This window comes from Marinobacter fonticola (assembly GCF_008122265.1).
In the GTDB taxonomy this organism is placed as follows: domain Bacteria; phylum Pseudomonadota; class Gammaproteobacteria; order Pseudomonadales; family Oleiphilaceae; genus Marinobacter_A; species Marinobacter_A fonticola.
On the sequence record NZ_CP043042.1, the window covers coordinates 199752 to 216788 of the forward strand.

The 17037-nt window shown below is 59.0% G+C and carries 14 protein-coding genes and 1 tRNA gene; 9 read left to right on the forward strand and 6 right to left on the reverse strand.

The genetic code is table 11. The features are described from left to right. The first annotated feature begins 88 nt into the window (after positions 1 to 88). Entirely contained in the window at positions 89 to 1411 is a 1323-nt protein-coding gene (locus FXO11_RS00915; RefSeq protein ID WP_148861141.1) for an NAD(P)/FAD-dependent oxidoreductase, read from the forward strand. Positions 1412 to 1505: 94 nt separating this feature from the next. Beyond that, positions 1506 to 2459 (forward strand): sterol desaturase family protein, encoded by a 954-nt coding sequence (locus FXO11_RS00920; RefSeq protein ID WP_227545997.1) that lies wholly within the window; start codon positions 1506 to 1508, stop codon positions 2457 to 2459. Here FXO11_RS00920 and FXO11_RS00925 read toward each other — a convergent pair. After that, positions 2425 to 2498 (reverse strand) — tRNA-Gly (locus FXO11_RS00925). The genes FXO11_RS00920 and FXO11_RS00925 overlap by 35 nt on opposite strands. Positions 2499 to 2616: 118 nt before the next feature. Between FXO11_RS00925 and FXO11_RS00930 the strand changes: the two genes are divergently transcribed. The 5 genes from FXO11_RS00930 to FXO11_RS00950 all read left to right on the forward strand — a co-directional run bounded on the left by FXO11_RS00930 (position 2617) and on the right by FXO11_RS00950 (position 9459). Further along, the gene (locus FXO11_RS00930; RefSeq protein WP_148861142.1) at positions 2617 to 5406 is read left to right on the forward strand and encodes a sensor domain-containing diguanylate cyclase; all 2790 of its coding nucleotides are present in this window, start codon (positions 2617 to 2619) and stop codon (positions 5404 to 5406) included. 93 nt (positions 5407 to 5499) lie between these two features. Then, a complete protein-coding gene (locus FXO11_RS00935) occupies positions 5500 to 7215 on the forward strand; it encodes a potassium/proton antiporter (protein WP_148861143.1) in 1716 nt (571 codons plus the stop codon). A 60-nt stretch (positions 7216 to 7275) separates the two neighbouring features. Further along, positions 7276 to 8355, forward strand: a complete 1080-nt coding sequence (locus tag FXO11_RS00940; protein ID WP_148861144.1) for a CobW family GTP-binding protein — start codon at positions 7276 to 7278, stop codon at positions 8353 to 8355. A 149-nt stretch (positions 8356 to 8504) separates the two neighbouring features. Then, a complete protein-coding gene (locus FXO11_RS00945; protein ID WP_227545998.1) occupies positions 8505 to 8969 on the forward strand; it encodes a L,D-transpeptidase family protein in 465 nt (154 codons plus the stop codon). Between the two features lie 205 nt (positions 8970 to 9174). Beyond that, complete coding sequence (locus FXO11_RS00950; RefSeq protein ID WP_148861146.1) at positions 9175 to 9459, forward strand: Lpp/OprI family alanine-zipper lipoprotein; 285 nt, start codon at positions 9175 to 9177, stop codon at positions 9457 to 9459. Between the two features lie 69 nt (positions 9460 to 9528). Here FXO11_RS00950 and FXO11_RS00955 read toward each other — a convergent pair whose 3' ends face one another. The 5 genes from FXO11_RS00955 to FXO11_RS00980 all read right to left on the reverse strand — a co-directional run bounded on the left by FXO11_RS00955 (position 9529) and on the right by FXO11_RS00980 (position 15123). Beyond that, complete coding sequence (locus tag FXO11_RS00955) at positions 9529 to 10323, reverse strand: slipin family protein (RefSeq protein WP_148861147.1); 795 nt, start codon at positions 10321 to 10323, stop codon at positions 9529 to 9531. A 281-nt stretch (positions 10324 to 10604) separates the two neighbouring features. Beyond that, the gene (locus FXO11_RS00960) at positions 10605 to 12071 is read right to left on the reverse strand and encodes an NfeD family protein (protein WP_148861148.1); all 1467 of its coding nucleotides are present in this window, start codon (positions 12069 to 12071) and stop codon (positions 10605 to 10607) included. 120 nt (positions 12072 to 12191) lie between these two features. Continuing rightward, a complete protein-coding gene (locus FXO11_RS00965; RefSeq protein ID WP_148861149.1) occupies positions 12192 to 12944 on the reverse strand; it encodes an SDR family oxidoreductase in 753 nt (250 codons plus the stop codon). A gap of 141 nt (positions 12945 to 13085) precedes the next feature. Beyond that, positions 13086 to 14045: a L,D-transpeptidase family protein gene (locus FXO11_RS00970; RefSeq protein WP_148861150.1), complete on the reverse strand. Its 960-nt coding sequence runs from the start codon at positions 14043 to 14045 to the stop codon at positions 13086 to 13088. 496 nt (positions 14046 to 14541) lie between these two features. Then, positions 14542 to 15123 carry a TMEM165/GDT1 family protein gene (locus FXO11_RS00980; RefSeq protein ID WP_148861151.1) on the reverse strand — a complete coding sequence of 194 codons (582 nt, stop codon included), beginning with the start codon at positions 15121 to 15123 and terminating at the stop codon, positions 14542 to 14544. Between the two features lie 273 nt (positions 15124 to 15396). On the opposite strand from FXO11_RS00980, the gene FXO11_RS00985 reads away from it, so the two are divergent. Together FXO11_RS00985 and FXO11_RS00990 are read left to right on the forward strand one after the other, a co-directional pair. Further along, positions 15397 to 16275, forward strand: a complete 879-nt coding sequence (locus FXO11_RS00985) for a siderophore ferric iron reductase (RefSeq protein ID WP_148861152.1) — start codon at positions 15397 to 15399, stop codon at positions 16273 to 16275. Further along, on the forward strand, positions 16268 to 17035 hold the full coding sequence (locus tag FXO11_RS00990) for an ABC transporter ATP-binding protein (RefSeq protein WP_148861153.1): 768 nt from the start codon (positions 16268 to 16270) through the stop codon (positions 17033 to 17035). The genes FXO11_RS00985 and FXO11_RS00990 overlap by 8 nt, the downstream gene beginning before the upstream one ends. Positions 17036 to 17037 lie beyond the last annotated feature (2 nt).

Genomic DNA, 17037 nt, shown 5'->3' on the forward strand with positions numbered 1-17037 from the left:
TGCACAAGTGAAGACAGCCAAAGGCTTTCCCTGCAGATCGATGATGCAGGTAGAGCATTTGGCTGTCTTTTCTTATGGGATTTATGCAATGGATAATCTGCACCACGATAATCTGCACCACATAGTGGTCGTCGGTGGCGGCGCCGGTGGCCTTGAGCTTGTGACACGCCTAGGCAATAAGCTGGGTAAAAAGAAAAAAGCCCGCATTACCCTGGTCGACGCCGGCCTGACCCACGTCTGGAAACCCCTGCTCCACGAAGTGGCCTCCGGCTCGCTGGACGCCAACGCCAACGAAATCAACTACCGGGCGCATGCCCGTAAGCATCACTATGAATATCAACTGGGCCGCATGGGGGGGCTCGAACGTCGCGAGCGCAAGGTCGTTGTCGAGGCCTTCTACGATGAGGACGGCTACGAGGTCGTTCCCCAGCGGCGTATCGGTTACGACACCCTGATCATCGCTGTCGGCAGCACCGCCAACGATTTCGGCACGCCAGGCGCCCAGGATCACTGCCTATTTCTCGACAGTCTGAGCCAGGCAAGGCGCTTCCACAACCTGATGCTTAACGCCTTTCTGCGCAAGAATCACGAGGCCGAGGAAGGGCGAAGTCACATCTTGCCAATCACGATCATTGGTGCCGGTGCCACCGGGGTGGAGCTGGCTGCCGAACTGCGCCTGGCTTCGCGGGAATTGCCGGTTTATGGCATGAACCACCTGCGGCCCGAGGACGTCAGCATTTCCATTGTCGAAGCTGCGGACCGCATTCTTCCCGCCTTGCCCGCCCGGTTATCCACCGGGGCGACCCGTGAGTTGGAGCGCCTCAATGTCAAGGTGCTCACGGGCGAGCCGGTACGGGAGGTGCGCGAGCAGGGCATTCTCATCAACGGCACGGAGATTCCGTCGGAGATGACCATCTGGGCGGCCGGCATCAAGGCGCCGGCCTTCCTCGCCGAGCTTGATGGCCTGGAGACCAATCGCGGCAACCAGTTGGTGGTCAAGCAGACCCTGCAGACCACTGTCGATGACAACGTGTTTGCTCTGGGCGATTGTGCCGCCTGCCCCCAGCCGGAATCGGACCGGACGGTTCCGCCCCGGGCCCAGGCGGCGCACCAGCAAGCCGATACGCTATTCCAGACCCTGGTTAACCGGCTGGATGGCAAAGAGCCGGTTGCGTTTGTCTACAACGATCATGGGTCGTTGATCAATTTTAGCCGCTACACCACGGTGGGGAATCTAATGGGCAACCTGTCGGGGCGCAGCATGTACATCGAGGGCAAAGTGGCACGCCTGTTCTATATCTCGCTGTATCGCATGCACCAGGTCGCGCTACATGGTCTGCTGCGTACGGGGGTGATCTGGCTGATGGATCGCATCAGCCGTGCCATGCATCCGCGCCTGAAGCTGCACTGACGGGATTGGCTAGTCGATCCGTCGGAATCGGCCAGCGGTTCCGGCGGTCGCCGGTGGCATACTGATTCCAGTATTCGTACAAGCTGGAGTCTGTATGTCCCCGACACCTCTGACGGACCTTCTCGGATTCGATCCACATCTGGTGACCCTGGCCTTGGCGCCGGCTTTCCTCCTGGCCATGGCAGGCGAGTGGATGCACTTGCGCCGGGGCCAGGGGGCTTATCCTTCGGCGACTTACACTTGGGCCGATACGCTGAGCAATATGACGCTGGCGGGCCTCTATCAGGCCAGCGACGTCCTGGCGGCTTTGCTGACTATCGTGGTCTACAATGCGTTGTTCGACGTGCGGCTGTTCGACATTCCGTTTACCGCTTGGTCTGTCGTGCTGCTGTTCGTGGTCCAGGACTTCGTCTATTACTGGTTCCACCGGGCTCACCATCGTATTCGCTGGTTCTGGTGCTCTCACGTGGTTCATCATTCCTCAGAAAAGCTCAACCTCTCTACCGCCTTCCGTCAGAGTGTGACTTATCCCATCACCGGCATGTGGCTGTTTTGGCTGCCTATCGTGTTGATCGGCTTTCCACCGGAGACGGTCATTTTTGCCGTAGCCATCAGTCTGGCGTACCAGTTCTTCATCCACACCCAGGCTGTGGGCAAGCTGGGACCGCTGGAATGGTTCCTCAATACCCCATCGCACCATAGAGCCCATCACGGGCGTAACCCGAAATACATCGATCGCAACTACGGAGGCATCCTGATCGTCTGGGATCGCCTGTTCGGCACCTTTGTTGAAGAGGACGCGAACGAGCAGCCGGATTACGGCATCCCGCGCCAGGTGCGCACGCATAACCCGGTGACGCTGAACTTCCACGAATGGCGGGATATGTTTGCCGACGTCCGGGCGCCGGGGCTGAGGCCGTTGGAAAGACTGGAGATGCTCTTCGGTCCGCCGGAGGTGGCGAATCGCGTGCGGATGCAGGAGTTTCTTAGGCAAGAACACGAAGAGCGGGAAATGGAGCGGGTGAAGGGAATCGAACCCTCGTCGTAAGCTTGGGAAGCTTCTGCTCTACCATTGAGCTACACCCGCGGAGGCCCCGCCGGGCCACGGTGCCAATATAGATTGTCAACTCTTGTCAGGCAAGGCTCTCGCTGTTTGACTGTGTGCTATTATCTTATTGTTCGTTTTTTATACATGAGATCCCCTTTTGGCCACGGTTTCAAAATCCGCTCTGCGGCGTATTCTGGTTCATGGATGGCCTGTACTGCTCGTTTTTGCACTCGGGATCACGTTGACGCTGGTGCTTGCACGGCGGGCTGCGGAAACCGAGGCACAGCTTGCTCACTCCCGTTTTGAGCAGAGTGCGCGTGCGCGCATTGCGCTCGTTAAGGAATTAATTCAGGGGCAGTTGCGTGAGTTGGACGCGCTGCGCCGGTTTATAACCCTGGGTCCCGAACTGACGCGGCAGGATTTCCAGGCCCTGGCCCGCCTGTCGGATCGCATCCAGATGACGGTCGCCTGGAACCAAAATGTACCGTCTACCGAGCTGGACCAGTACCGGGCACGGATGCGTGAAAACTATGGCGATAACTTCCGCTTACGTCTGCCGGAATCAGTGGAACCTCTGGGCTCCGGCGATATTCGGCGTTATTTCCCCATCACCTACCACAAATCCAGTGTGCCGGGCGCCGACCTGATTGGTATCGATACCGGCTACCTGCCGAGTCGAATCGCAGCCTACGAGCAAGCCATGTCCACCGGAGAGGCGGTAATGATCGGGGGGGTTCGTACCCTCGACGACCCCGGTGACCAAACGGGCATTCTGGTATTTTCGCCGGTTTTCGAGGGCGACGCCGGGAACGATATTACCGAACGACATTTCGGCAATCTGCGTGGCTTTGTAGCTATGAGTCTTCGTCTCAATGCCCTAGCCGACTTGGCTTCCGAGGCACATGGCGGTGGTCCTGGTATAGAGTTGCTTTTCTCTCCGTTTCCGTCCGATAGTTCCGACGATATGCCCGCCGATGTTGCCGACCTTCTGTCCCGCCACAAGCGGGTTTTTACCGATGAGCTGGAACTCGCCGACGGCATCGTGTCGGTGCATGCGGTGCCCTTACAGCGTGATGACTGGCAACCGCGACCGATCGGCCTGGTAATCGCTATTGTGGGGGTGGCCGGCGCTTTTCTGGGCGCGGCCTATCTCGCACTGGTTATCCTGCAGCGGTCCCGGGCTGAGCAGATGGTGGCCAGTCGTACCAAGGAACTGAAATCAGCCCTCGACGCACTGTCGGAATCCGAAGCCCGCTGGCAGTTTGCCCTAGCCGGCTCTGGCGATGGCGTCTGGGACCGGAATATGGAAACCGGCGAGGTGTTCTATTCCGAAGCCTGGAAAGCCATGCTGGGCTACGCATCCGATGAAATCGGCAATGGTTTGAGTGAGTGGACGAGCCGCATACATCCTGACGATCTAGCGGGTTGCCGCCACGCCCTGGAAACCCACTTCCGGGGTGAGTCCCAGTACTACGAGCATGTCCACCGGATACGTTGCAAGGCCGGCCATTACAAATGGATTCTGGATCGCGGCAAGGTGGTCGAATGGTTGGCCCCGGGGCGGCCTGCGAGAGTAATCGGGACCCATTCTGATATCACCCACGTCAAGCAGACCGAGTTGGAGTTGGTGGAGGCCAATGCCTTTCTCTCAAACCTGCTATCGTCCGCTGAAAACATGTCGATCGTGGCAACGGACAGCCGAGGGGTTATCCGCCTGTTTAACAGCGGGGCGGAACGTTTATTGGGCTATGCGTCCGAGGACATGATTGGTCAGCAGACTCTTGAGTATTTCCATGACGCGAAAGAACTGAGCGCGCAGCGCCAGGCCTTGGCAAAGGACAACGAAGCGGGTCTCGAGGGCGTTGCCATTTTCCAGGCCTGCATCGATGCCGGAGCCCAGTCCCAGCGTTGGACCTACCACTGTAAGAACGGGCAAGAGCGGCAAGTGCAACAGACGCTGTCGGTCATGCGCGACAACGAGGGGAAACGCTTGGGGTATCTATCCATAGCACTGGATATGACTGATTACCTCAAGGCTGTCGATGCGTTGGAGCAGAGTGATCGCCTGCTACAGGATCTTACCGCCAACGTACCCGGTGCTATTTATCAAATGGTCGTGCGCCCGGACCATAGTTTCTTCTTTCCCTACGTCAGCGATGGTGTGCGGCAGGTGTACGGTCTGACGCCGGAAGAAACCCGTGAAGACGGTGCGCGGCTTCTGCAACGGATTCACCCCGACGAAGTTGATGGTTTCAGGCGCTCCGTCCAGCGATCACGGGAGACCTTGCTGCCCTGGATGCGGGAGTTCAAGGTGTCGGTGCCCGGACAGGCGGAAAAGTGGCTGCGTGGCGAAGCGACGCCAAGGCGTCTGGACGATGGCAGCACGCTGTGGCATGGCTACGTCAGCGATGTCACCGAAATTAAACAGCTGGAAATGCAGCTGCGCAAACAGGCTACGATCGATCCTTTGACCGGTACGTTCAATCGCCGCCACCTGGAAACCCATTGGCAGCGTGAAATCGCCCGGGTGCAGCGCAAGGGAATGCCATTTTCCTTGATCATGCTGGATATCGACCACTTCAAGCTCGTCAATGACACGTATGGTCACGATATCGGCGACGAAGCCTTGATACGCCTGGGGCGGATGCTGCGAAAAGAGGTGCGCTCGACGGACGTGGTCTATCGCCTGGGCGGGGAAGAGTTCCTGGTGTTGTGTGAAGACACGGATGTCGATGGTGCGACCAGGCTGGCCGACATGCTGCTGGACCGGCTGCGGCACTTGCCCATGCCCTTCGAGAAATGGATAACGGCCAGTATGAGCGTGATCGAGGTGGTGGCGGACGACGATATGCCGACAGCCTTCAAGCGTCTGGACGAACTGCTTTACGAAGCCAAGGCCAGCGGTCGCGACCAGGTCGTGTCCGAGCCGGTCAAGCCGGTAGTTTGATCCAAGGACGCGTAGGCAACCTGTAGCCTGTCGTGCTGGATCATTCTAAACGTCAGGACCTGCTATCATGCCGGTGAACGGACTGGAGATAGCATGGACCCAACCTTTACCCTGATCGGTGCCCTGATGCTGGTGGTCAGCATCCTTCTCAGCCCGCTATCCAGCCGGCTCGGCATGCCGGTACTCCTTATTTTTCTCGGCGTCGGGATGTTGATGGGGGAAGATGGCCCCGGGGGTATCCGATTCGATGACTTCGAGCTGACCTTCATGGTGGGCAACCTGGCCCTGGCGGTGATCCTGCTGGATGGCGGGATGCGAACCCGGGCAGAAACCTTCCGCGTCGGCCTTAAACCCGCCTTGTTGCTCGCTTCGGCCGGTGTGCTGCTCACAGCCGCCGTTGCCGCTCTGGCGGCGCGCTGGCTGTTCGACCTGAGTTGGATGACGGCATTTCTGGTGGGGGCCATTATCTCGTCCACGGATGCCGCCGCCGTGTTTTCGCTGTTGCAGGGACGTGGCCTTCACCTGAACGAACGGGTGGGCGCCACCCTGGAGATCGAATCGGGCAGCAACGACCCGATGGCTATCTTTCTCACCCTTATGCTGCTGGCCATCATGACGCGGGAAGAATCGGGTCTGTTGGGCAGCATCTGGTTATTGGTGGAGCAGTTCGGCATCGGCGCGATCATGGGGCTATTGGGTGGGCGGCTGATCGTGCGCCTGGTTAACTGGGTGCGTTTGATGCCGGCGCTTTACCCGCTGCTGGTGGCGGCGGCGGGGATCGTCTTGTTTGCGGCGACCAATGCGCTGTCCGGCAGTGGCTTCCTGGCGATCTACCTGGCCGGCGTGGTGATGGGTAATCGCTCGGTGCGTATGATGCCGATGATTCTTCAAGTCCATGACGGATTGGCTTGGCTGGCACAGATGAGCCTGTTCCTGATACTCGGGCTGCTGGTCAATCCCAGCCAGCTGATGCCGCTGGCGGGCAGCGCGTTGCTGCTGTCGCTGGTGCTGATCCTGTTTGCCCGGCCGCTGGCGGTTTTCTCCACCCTCTGGCCGTTCAGCTTCAACCGTCGCGAATTGACCTTCATCAGTTGGGTCGGCCTGCGGGGTGCGGTGCCCATTGTGCTGGCCCTGTTTCCGATGATGGCCAGCCTGCCGGAGGCGCCGCTGATCTTTAACATTGCCTTCTTCGTGGTGCTGGTTTCGCTGGTGGTCCAGGGTAGCTCCCTTGCGCGCATTGCCCGCTGGCTCAAGCTGGAGGTGCCGGCGCCGGAAGAGCCTTATCGCCGCTTGCCCCTGGACGTCTCTGCCGCGGGCGACCATGAATTGATGCTATTTCCGCTGCGGGGGGACCGTTGGGAGGACCCGCGCCCGGTGGGTCGCTTGCGGTTGCCGGCCAATGCGGCGTTGGCCGGTATCTTCCGCAACCGTCAGTGCTTAGCGCCGGACAAAGAGACGCTGGTTCAGCGCGGTGATGTGCTGGCGGTGTTTGCGCTCTCCGACAGCCTCACGGATCTGGGCCATATCCTCAGTGGTCGTCAGCCGCCAAGCCACCTGATGGAAAGGGCGTTCTTCGGTGATTTTGTGCTGAACGGCGATGCGTTGCTGGGCGACGTGGAGCAGGTTTATGGCATTGAGTTCGACGAACTGCCGCCTGAGATCTCGCTGGCGGATTGCTTTGCCCGTCGCAGCAAGGGCCATCCGGTGGTCGGTGACCGCGTCGTGCTTGGCCCGGTAACGCTGGTTGCTCGAGCCACTGAGGCGGACCGTGTCACCAAGGTGGGTCTGAAGATGGATGAGCGGGGCTGAACACAGGCACGGCTGTTCTCGAAGTGTTATGCTATAACGTTTCTATTTCGAGGCCTTTGTATGCGTATTCCGACCCATTTGGTGCTGGGCTTTTTGGGCGCCGGTAAGACCACCGCCATCCTGGATCTTTTGACTCGAAAGCCGGCGAACGAGACCTGGGCGGTGCTGGTCAACGAGTTCGGTGAGGTGGGCATCGACGGCGCGCTGCTGGCCACGCAAGGTGCTGTGGTGCGCGAGGTGCCCGGCGGCTGTATGTGTTGCGTGGCGGGCTTGCCAATGCAAATGGGGCTTAACATGCTGATCAAGCAGGCCCGGCCCGACCGGCTTTTGATCGAACCCACCGGTCTTGGGCACCCGGCCCAGATTCTGAAGACGCTATCGGGCGAATTCTATCGCCAGGTGCTGGATCTGCGCGCCAACCTCTGCCTGGTGGATCCACGCCGTTTGGAGGAGCCCCGGGTGCGCGATAACGTTCACTTTCGGGATCAAGTGGCGGCTGCGGATATCTTGGTGGCGAACAAAACCGACCTGTGTAGCGATGCTCAGTTGAGCGCCTTCTGGTCCTGGGCGGGGGCGTTGAACCCGATGAAGTCGCAGTTGGCGCAAACCCGGTATGGCCGGCTGGAGCTTGATTGGTTGGAGGGCGCCGGCGGGACGCCCCGGTTCTCCGATGCGCAGGCCCACGCCCACGCCCACGCCCACAACCATGACCATGACCATGACCATGACCATGACCATGACCATGACCATGGCGATCACCCTTCCCCGCCGGTCGATACGGCTACGCTCGGAGCGCAGCCGTGGCAGCATCGCGCGAATAGCGGCAATGGCTTTGTCAGCCTCGGCTGGTTGATTGATCCCGCAACGACGTTCGACGCCTCCCGTCTCTGCTCTTTGGCGGGCGATAGCCGGCTGGTAAGAGCCAAGGGCGTTCTCCATACGGATCGGGGGTGGCTGGCCATCAATGCCGTGGATGGAGCCTTACAGCGCTATCCTGTTTCACCCCAGTTGGCCAGCCGGCTTGAGTTAATCGCTGATCAGCCGCTGGCATCCGCCTGTTTTGATTCACGGCTGCGTGGTAGCGTAGTGGCTTCCGCGGATACATCCGATTACGCACAAAGATTCCAGAGTTACGATTAGGAGTCGAACGCAACCTACGGCTATGCTATATAAAAGCCATTAAACTTTCGCAATCTGCCGGTCCACGCATGCTGTCTCGAGCCTTTCCACTATTCTTGCTGTTCGCTCTGTTCTGGGTTCCGGGTTATCTCTCGGCGGAAAACCTGGCCATGATTGATACCTCTTACGGCAAATTGACGCGCGGCCAATTGCAGGTCGATCGGGTGGTGGTTCACAAGGCTAGTCGCCGTATGGACCTGATTGCAGGCAATGAGCCGATTCTTAGCTATCGGATTTCACTGGGCGACAATCCTGAAGGGCACAAGCTTTGGGAAGGTGACGAGCGTACGCCGGAGGGCGACTACACGCTGGATTGGCGAAATTCAGAGAGCCGGTTCTACAAATCGCTGCACATTTCTTATCCCAATGATCGGGACCGCAAGCTGGCCGAAGCCTGGGGGCTGAACCCCGGCGGCGCTATCATGATCCACGGTCTGCCCAACGATGCAGGCGATTTGGCTTTCGCCTACGCGGGGCTGGATTGGACCGACGGCTGCATTGCGGTTAACAATGAAGCCATGGACGAGATTTGGTCATTGGTCAAAGACGGCACTCCTATCCGTATACTCCCCTGACGCGTAACCTTAGTTTACGGGTTACGAAGCGGTAATTGGCGAACACTATTGTCTCATCTATAGTTCACTATTCGTAACGCAGTGTTCTACACTGTCGAAGACGATTTGGATGTTCACTGTCCAGAATGAGGGACTTACAGGGAGTTGGTTCCGGTAAGACTTCTGCAGTCTAGGAAGAAATAAACACCAATAAGGGGTATCGATAATGCGTAAGTTGACGATCGCAGGTTTTGCACTGGCCACCGCTCTGACTGCTGGCTGTGCCAGCACGGCCAACCAGGAAGCTATGGACGATGCAGCAGCAACTGCAGATTCTGCAGAGCAGACTGCCAGCAACGCACTGAGCACCGCTAACTCTGCTCAGAGCCGCGCAAATGCTGCCTATGAAAAGGCAGAGCAAGCAATGGACGCGGCGATGAAAGCCCAGCGTTCAGCTGAAGAAGCCAACGAGCGTGCCAAGCGTATGCTGCAGAAGTCGAGCCAGAAGTAATCTCTCTGCTCTGACAGATGCAAAAAAGGCCGGTTCAACCGGCCTTTTTTATGCGTGAAATATACCCGGCTAGCCGTTTCGGGAAATGTCGTCATGACCCCCGCCCGGAGGTTGTTTGCGCTTGGCGAAACTTTCCATGATATCCATCGGCAACGGGAAGACGATGGTCGAGCTGTTATTGTTACTCATGTCAGCCAGCGTTTGCAGGTAGCGCAGTTGCAGGGCCGCTGAGTTGGCGGACATGACGTTGGCTGCCTCGACGAGCTTTTCCGACGCCTGTAATTCACCCTCGGCATGGATAACCTTGGCTCGGCGTTCCCGCTCAGCTTCCGCCTGACGGGCAATGGCGCGGATCATCGACTCGTTCAGGTCCACATGCTTGATTTCCACATTGGCGACCTTGATCCCCCACTCTTCGGTTTGGGTGTCCAGGATTTCCTGAATATCGGCGTTGAGTTTATCCCGCTCGGAGAGCATTTCATCTAAATCGTGTTTGCCCAACACCGAGCGCAAGGTGGTCTGGGCCAGCTGGCTGGTAGCGGCGCCGAAATTCTCGACTCGAATAATGGCTTTCTCCGGGTCGACCACTCGGAAATAGAGCACGGCGTTGACGCGTACGGTGACATTGTCGCGGGAAATAACATCCTGACTGGGCACATCCAAGGTGATGACCCGCAAGTCGACGCGGGTAATCTGCTGGATGGCGGGAATCACAAAGATAAGGCCGGGTCCTTTAACGCCCTGAAAGCGCCCCAGGAAAAACACGACGCCACGCTCGTATTCCCGCAGGATGCGGATGGCGGCGCCGAGGATGATCAACAGCAGGATGATCGGTGCGACGTAAGGTATCAGGTTGCCTAGCATGGCATGCTCTCCAAATCGACGGTGGTTGATCCCTGAAAAAGCCTGTAGTTGCTCTCAATAAATGCTGATATAGCTGCTCTCGATACAGTCGATGTTCCCGATCCGGTAACTACTTTTGAGCCAGTGCTTACCCTTGATCCAGCGGTTGCTCCTGATCTCGCAGTACTTCTGATTTTGCAGTACTTCTGATCTTGCAGTACTTCTGATCTCGCGGTACTCCTGATCTAAAGCTACTCCCGATGATGCGATGAACGCTAAAGCGCTTGCTGGCGATGCATCGTTTATTCGGTATCCGTTGCCGTGTCGTCCACCGGCAAGACGACGGCGGTCAAGCCGTCTACGCGTTCGACCCGGACCGTTTGGTTCCGCTCAATCGGGGCGCTGCTAATGGCGTTCCAGCGCTCGCCGTTGAGGCGGGCATGGCCGCGGTACTGCTCCTCCTGCGCGATAAAGGTATCCAGAGCCAGGCCCTCTTCGCCCTGCATCTGTTCCATGCCGCTGACCACTTGGCGTTTGCGCAGTGACATGAAACGGGTCACGGTCCATAGCATGAATCCGGCGGCAACAGCGGCTGTGCCGCCGATCAGCGGCCGCGATATCGCCTGGTGGGTGCCGTCCATCAGGATCACTGAGCCCACCACGAAGGCGGCAATACCTCCCAGCCCCAATATGCCGAAACTGGGCATAAAGGCTTCGGCAACAATAAAGGCCAGTCCCAGCAGGATCAGCGCCAGACCGGCGTAGTTCACCGACAGTACTTGAAATGCGAACAGCGCCAGTACAAGGCAAATGGCGCCAATGACGCCAGGCACGAGGCCGCCCGGATTGGCCAGTTCAAAGATGATGCCGTAAAAACCGATGATCATCAGAAAGTAGGCCACATTGGGATCGGTCAGCACGGCCAGAATCTGCGTGCGCCAGTCCGGCTCAAAACGCTCCAGGGTGAGATTGGCGGTCTGCAGGGTCTGTTCCTCGCCTTGCGCCATAGTGACGGTGCGGCCGTCGATTTTGCTCAGCAGTTGGGGAATATCAGCGGCGACGACATCGATAACGTTCTGTTCCAGTGCACCGGTCGCACTGAGATTAACCGCCTCGCGCACGGCGCGTTCCGCCCAATCGGCATTGCGCCCACGCCGTTCCGCCAGGCTGCGGATGTAGGCAACGGCGTCTTCCATGACCTTGCGCTCCATGGCGCTTCCGCCCTGGGTCTCTTTTTGGTCGCGCTCGTTTTCTGCGTTGCCGTTGTTACCGTTTTGATTTTCCGGCGCCGATTCTTTGGAAGACGGGTCCTCCTGTTGTCCCGGCATCCCGCCCATCTGGACCGGGGTGGCCGAGCCCAAGTGCGTGGCGGGGGCCATGGCGGCGATATGGCTGCCGTAGAGGATATAGGTGCCGGCACTGGCTGCACGCGCTCCGGACGGCGATACATAGGTTGCGACCGGGACTGGCGAGGCCAGTATCGCCTTGATCATATCGCGCATGGAAGACATCAGGCCGCCGGGCGTATCCATGGCGATGATCACCAGGTCGGCCTGCTGCTCTTCGGCTCGCTCTAGCCCCCGGAGGAGATAATCCATGGTGGCGGGCCCGATGGCCCCGTCGATGGTCAGGACGTGGGCTGAACCTTGGGAAGAGGTAGGGGTATCCTGGGCCAGAGTATGTATCGATAGCCCGAAGCCAAGCATGGCGCACACCAGCCAGAAGCAGAGCATCGGCGGACGCAGGGCCGGTTGCGGTAGTCGGCGCATAGCAGCGATCTCCCAGCTCGACGTGAATCAGGGACTATAAGCCCCAGTCTTCAGAGTCCTCACTTACAGATACGTTCCCTGCATCTGTCGAGATCTGCGTCAGTGCATTCCGTTCGCGCGTCAGACCATGCGTTTCAGCAGGGGAAGCGGTAGCCGTTTCATGATGAAACCGAGCGGTCGCCAGGGCCAGCCCGGGACGAAGGCCTCAGCCTTCTCGGATTCGATAGCGCGGACCAAAGCGCGGCAACCGGTCGCGGTATCCACGATGAACGGCGTATTCTTCACTTTTTCGTTAATCTCAGTACGAATGTAGCCCGGATAGAGTGTCGTGACACGGATCGGCGAACGTTTTCGGGCTAATTCCACCCGTAAGCCTTCTGCCAGGGAGGCGATGCCGGCCTTGGTGGCGGCATAGGTGGTGACGTTACCGGGCATACCACGTATGGCACTGACTGAAGACATGACGATCAGGTGGCCTTGGTTCTGGCCACGGTAGATTTCCATCGCCGCCTCCATTTGGGCCAGGGCGGCGACGAAGTTGGTCTCGGCGGTTTGGCGGTTGGCTTCAAAGTTGCCTGTACCCAGGGGCTGGCCTTTGCCGATACCGGCGTTGACGACGATGCGGTCCAAGCGGCCGAAATCCTCGTGGAAGCCCCGAAAGACCTCTAAGACCTGGCCATGGTCGTTCACGTCCAGTGCACGTATCTTGATGCTCACGGGCGCGAAACGCTCGGTCAATTCATCCCGGAGCTGCTCCAGGCGTCCGGTGCGCCGGGCGCACAGTGCGAGGTTGTAACCGCGTTCCGCGAACTCGCGGGCCATGCCTTCACCAAGTCCCGAGCTAGCGCCGGTAATCAGAACGGTTTTTGCCATGGCGGTGCCTATTTGTTGTTATCCCGGCCTTTATGTCGGTCACGCCACTATTGAGCACGACATTGAGCACGACTGGTATTTTGCGTGATCGCTATTTAGTGCGATCACTACTCTAGCGTGATCACTATTCCGGCGTGATCACTACAGGGAGGTGGACGATGCCTCGGTGTCATCGGCGGCCTGGGCCATTTGCCGGACCCGCTCGCCGACCAGGCGCGGTACGCCATCGGCCTGATCGATGGCCATCTCTACAGCGGCGCGCTGGAACTCGACGCCGGGATGTGCGTCCAGCAGGGAGTCCATACGCTCCATTACGCGTCGCCACAGCATGTCTTTCGTGTTGCTGTCGACTTCTTCCTTGGGGCGATGGATTTCCAGCCAAACTTCGTTGCCCCGCATGCCGACCTTGACCGGCTGGTTGACGAACTCGACCGGTGTGCCTTTGGGCACCGCGTAGACCAGCTCGGCAATGTCCTCGTTATACATGCGGATGCAGCCATGGCTGACTTGCATGCCGATACCGAATTTTTTGTTGGTACCGTGGATCAGGTAACCTTCGGCGCTGAGTTTGAGTGCGTAAGGGCCGAGTGGGTTTTCCGGTCCGGGTGGAATGACGCGAGGCAGCGCCTCCCCGGACGCCGCGTATTCTGCACGCACGCTGGCCGGTGGATACCACGCCGGTGACTCCAGGCGCATGGTGACCTCGGTCTGGGTCAAAGGAGACGGGTTCTGCTCGGTGCCGACGCCGACGGGATAGGTTTTAACGCCATCCCGGGTGTAGTAATAAAGGCGGAATTCCGCCAGATTGATCACGATGCCGTCCCGGGGGGCGTCGGGCAGAACGTGTTGCTGGGGCAGGCTAATTTGCGTGCCGTCGCCTGGCAGCCAGGGATCGACGCCGGGGTTGGCATGCACCAGCTCGAGGTAGCCTATGCTGTTGCGGCTGCCGATGTCGGCAAAGGTGTCTTCGTAGCGGGTGGCCATGGTGCCCATAGCGCCCACCAGGTCGCCATTAATTGGTAGGGCGACTTTTTCCGCAAACGCGGGGGACGCTGTCAGTAACAGCCAGGTCGCAATCAGGCCCGGTCTGAAAAATGCCATTGCTGAATTCCTTGGGGAATGTTCCCTGCCAATTCGGGTGAATCTGTCTGCCCGCAGTATTGTACGGTCAACCGGCGGCTGACTTCGAAATCCACGCTGGCAGAGTAACTTTTGCACAAAGAGTAATCTTCTGCACAAAGAGCAATCTTTATGCACAATAAGTGGACTGGCCCAACGTTAACCGCTCCGTTGTCGGGCGTCCAGTCGCTAGGGAGCCTCTGAAAAAGTTCAGGCTGTGGATGAAGCGCAAGGCGCACGGAGCGCAAGATGCGAGACATACCTTGCTGGTAGGCGAGTGTCTGAGCACCGCGCAACGCAGTGATTCGCCGCAGAATGGACTTTTTCAGAGGCTCCCTAGAACGATGTCTTGATTATCCCATACTGTAAGCGGTCTTGCGTGGGTTGCAGTAGGGTCTTGCCGTAATTCCAGTGATGTTTTGTTCGCTTGTGTAAGCCTGCGGACATTCACAGGCCCGCCGGGAAGGGTTCGGCGCCTTCAAGGCGATAGGCTGATGCCATTGTAAGCTCCCCATATCGTCAGCACGCCGAGCACGATAAACAACGCGCAGGCCAGCAAGCGCGCTGCAGCCAGGGGGAGCCGGTCCATAAGCCAGCGGCCGGCCCAGATGATCGGGATGTTGGCCAGCAGCATCCCGGCAGTCGTGCCGAGAATCACCCATACCGTTTCTTCATAGCGGGCTGCCAGTACAACGGTGGCGATCTGGGTTTTGTCGCCGATCTCGGCAATAAAAAACATCAGAGTGGTGGCGGTAAAGGCGCCAAAACGCAGCAGACCCGAGCTTTCGCTGTCGTCCTTATCGGGAATCAGCAGCCATAAGGCAATGCCGATAAAGCTGGCCGCGACGATCCAGGGGAGCCAGCTAGCAGGAATGACTTTGGCCAGCCAGACCCCAAGTAAGGCCGAAAGCGCGTGATTAAGTAGCGTAGCGACAAGGATGCCCAGGACAATAGGCGTGCGCTTAGCGAAACGGCAAACCAGGAAAAGTGACAACAACTGGGTCTTGTCGCCGATTTCGGCAATAGTGACGGCAAGCGTTGAAGCCAGGAAGGCATCCATGAACACTCCAATAATGGGGCGGATTTCTGAAGACGCAGGGATAACTCGACCGTCCACCCCATGGCAGGCCGTGTTATCCCAGGTCTCGTCAATCCCTTTGGTGGGACGCGACAGCCATGAGGATGTGCCTCAAGCTTGTTGACTATCGCCCGCGCGGCAGGACCGGCGCGAAGACTACTCCCCTGGAGATGCGGGAAAGTCTAACCAAGCTCGGGCCTAGGGGCAACTGTTAGGTGCAGTTGCGACACGATTTATAACCTTAATGATACGGATTTGCATTTGCTCGAAGTCGGCGTGCTGAGTAAACTTGCCATGGCAGTTGTCACTACTCGAAAGCCGGTACGCGTTCTATCGGCCACCGCCCATCCCACGGACCTTGCACGCTCCATGGCCCACGCCCAGTCTACAGCGCTAGAGAGATTTTTTGCCCTCTCCACCCGGGTGCATCCGGCACTGGCGGGCGAGTGCTCGAACAGCGACGATCAGTGTATTCGCGCCGGACGGGACAACAGCGCGGTCATCCAGTCACTGTACGATGAGCTTCGCCTCGCCAATCCGGAGGCTGGAATGCCTTATTGGTCCGTTCGATGCTGGACCCTGCTCATCTGGCAACCGGCGGTGCTGGTGCTGGTCGGTGTCCATGGCGCGGGAATCCTGCCGCCACTGGATGAGCTGCGTCAGAAAGCGGGAAAGCAGATGGTGGCGGGTTTTCGCTTCCCGGCAGATTCGGAGTGGGAAACGGGCAGCCAGGCGGCGTTGATTCAGCGCGGTGGCGCGGCGTTGCGATGGTTTTGTGACTCGTTGCTGGCCGAGTTGCGCGAAATCACCCGGATCAAGCCGCTGAGTGCGTTGCGCCTGGTTGCGGACAGCCTGATGGCTGGCGTTAGTCGGCTGAGCGAACTGTGCCCTGACCTGTCTCAGGCGGACCAGTTGGCGCTGGCCGATGCCTGGCTCGCCGCCACCGGCCTGGAGAACCAGAGTGCGTTGATGGCCTTGCCCTTGCCGGATGGCCGCACCCCGCTGGTGCTGGACCGCAAAGCCTGCTGTATGCATTATCGGCGGCACGATGGCGATCTGTGTGCGACCTGTCCCAAACTAAAGCCCAGCGTACGTATCGAACGCCTTAAACAAGAGCTGACTGACTATGCTTGAGCTGAGCGCCATCCGGATGAATCGCGACGGCCGCGACATCCTGAAGCTGAAGCAGCTCTCCATTGCCGCACATGAGTTCACGGTCATCCTGGGGCATAACGGCTCGGGTAAATCCACGCTGATGAACCTGCTAGCGCGTCAGTCGGTTCCTGACGAGGGCGAAGTGCGCCTCAATGGCCAGCCGATCCGGAGTTTCTCGCAGCGCGCTTTGGCGCGGGAAATTGCTTTTCTGCCCCAGCGTTTGCCGGAGGTTGCCGGTCTCAATGTACGTGAACTGGTCGCGTTGGGCCGCTACCCCTGGCGTGGGCTGTTCGGCCGCTGGCGGTCGGAGGATGCCGAAGCTATTGACGATGCCATGGTGCGTACCGATATCACCGCTTACGCCGATCAGTTGACCGACCAACTTTCCGGTGGCGAGCGTCAGCGGGCCTGGATCGCCATGTTGCTGGCCCAGCAATCGCCACTGTTGTTGCTCGACGAGCCCACATCGGCACTGGATCTGTCCCACCAGTATGAATCCATGCGGCTATTGCGCGAGCTGAACCAGGGGTCCGGCCGTGGCGTGGTGGTTATTCTGCACGACGTCAATCTGGCCGCCCGCTACGCCGATCGTATTATTGCGCTCAAGGGCGGGGCGCTGGTGTTCGACGGCACGCCGGACGAGTTGCTCTCCCACGATCGTCTCAGTCATCTCTACGGTATTGATATTCAACTCTTGCCCCAGCCCGGCCATGAACGCCCGGTCGCTGTGGTCGCCTGATT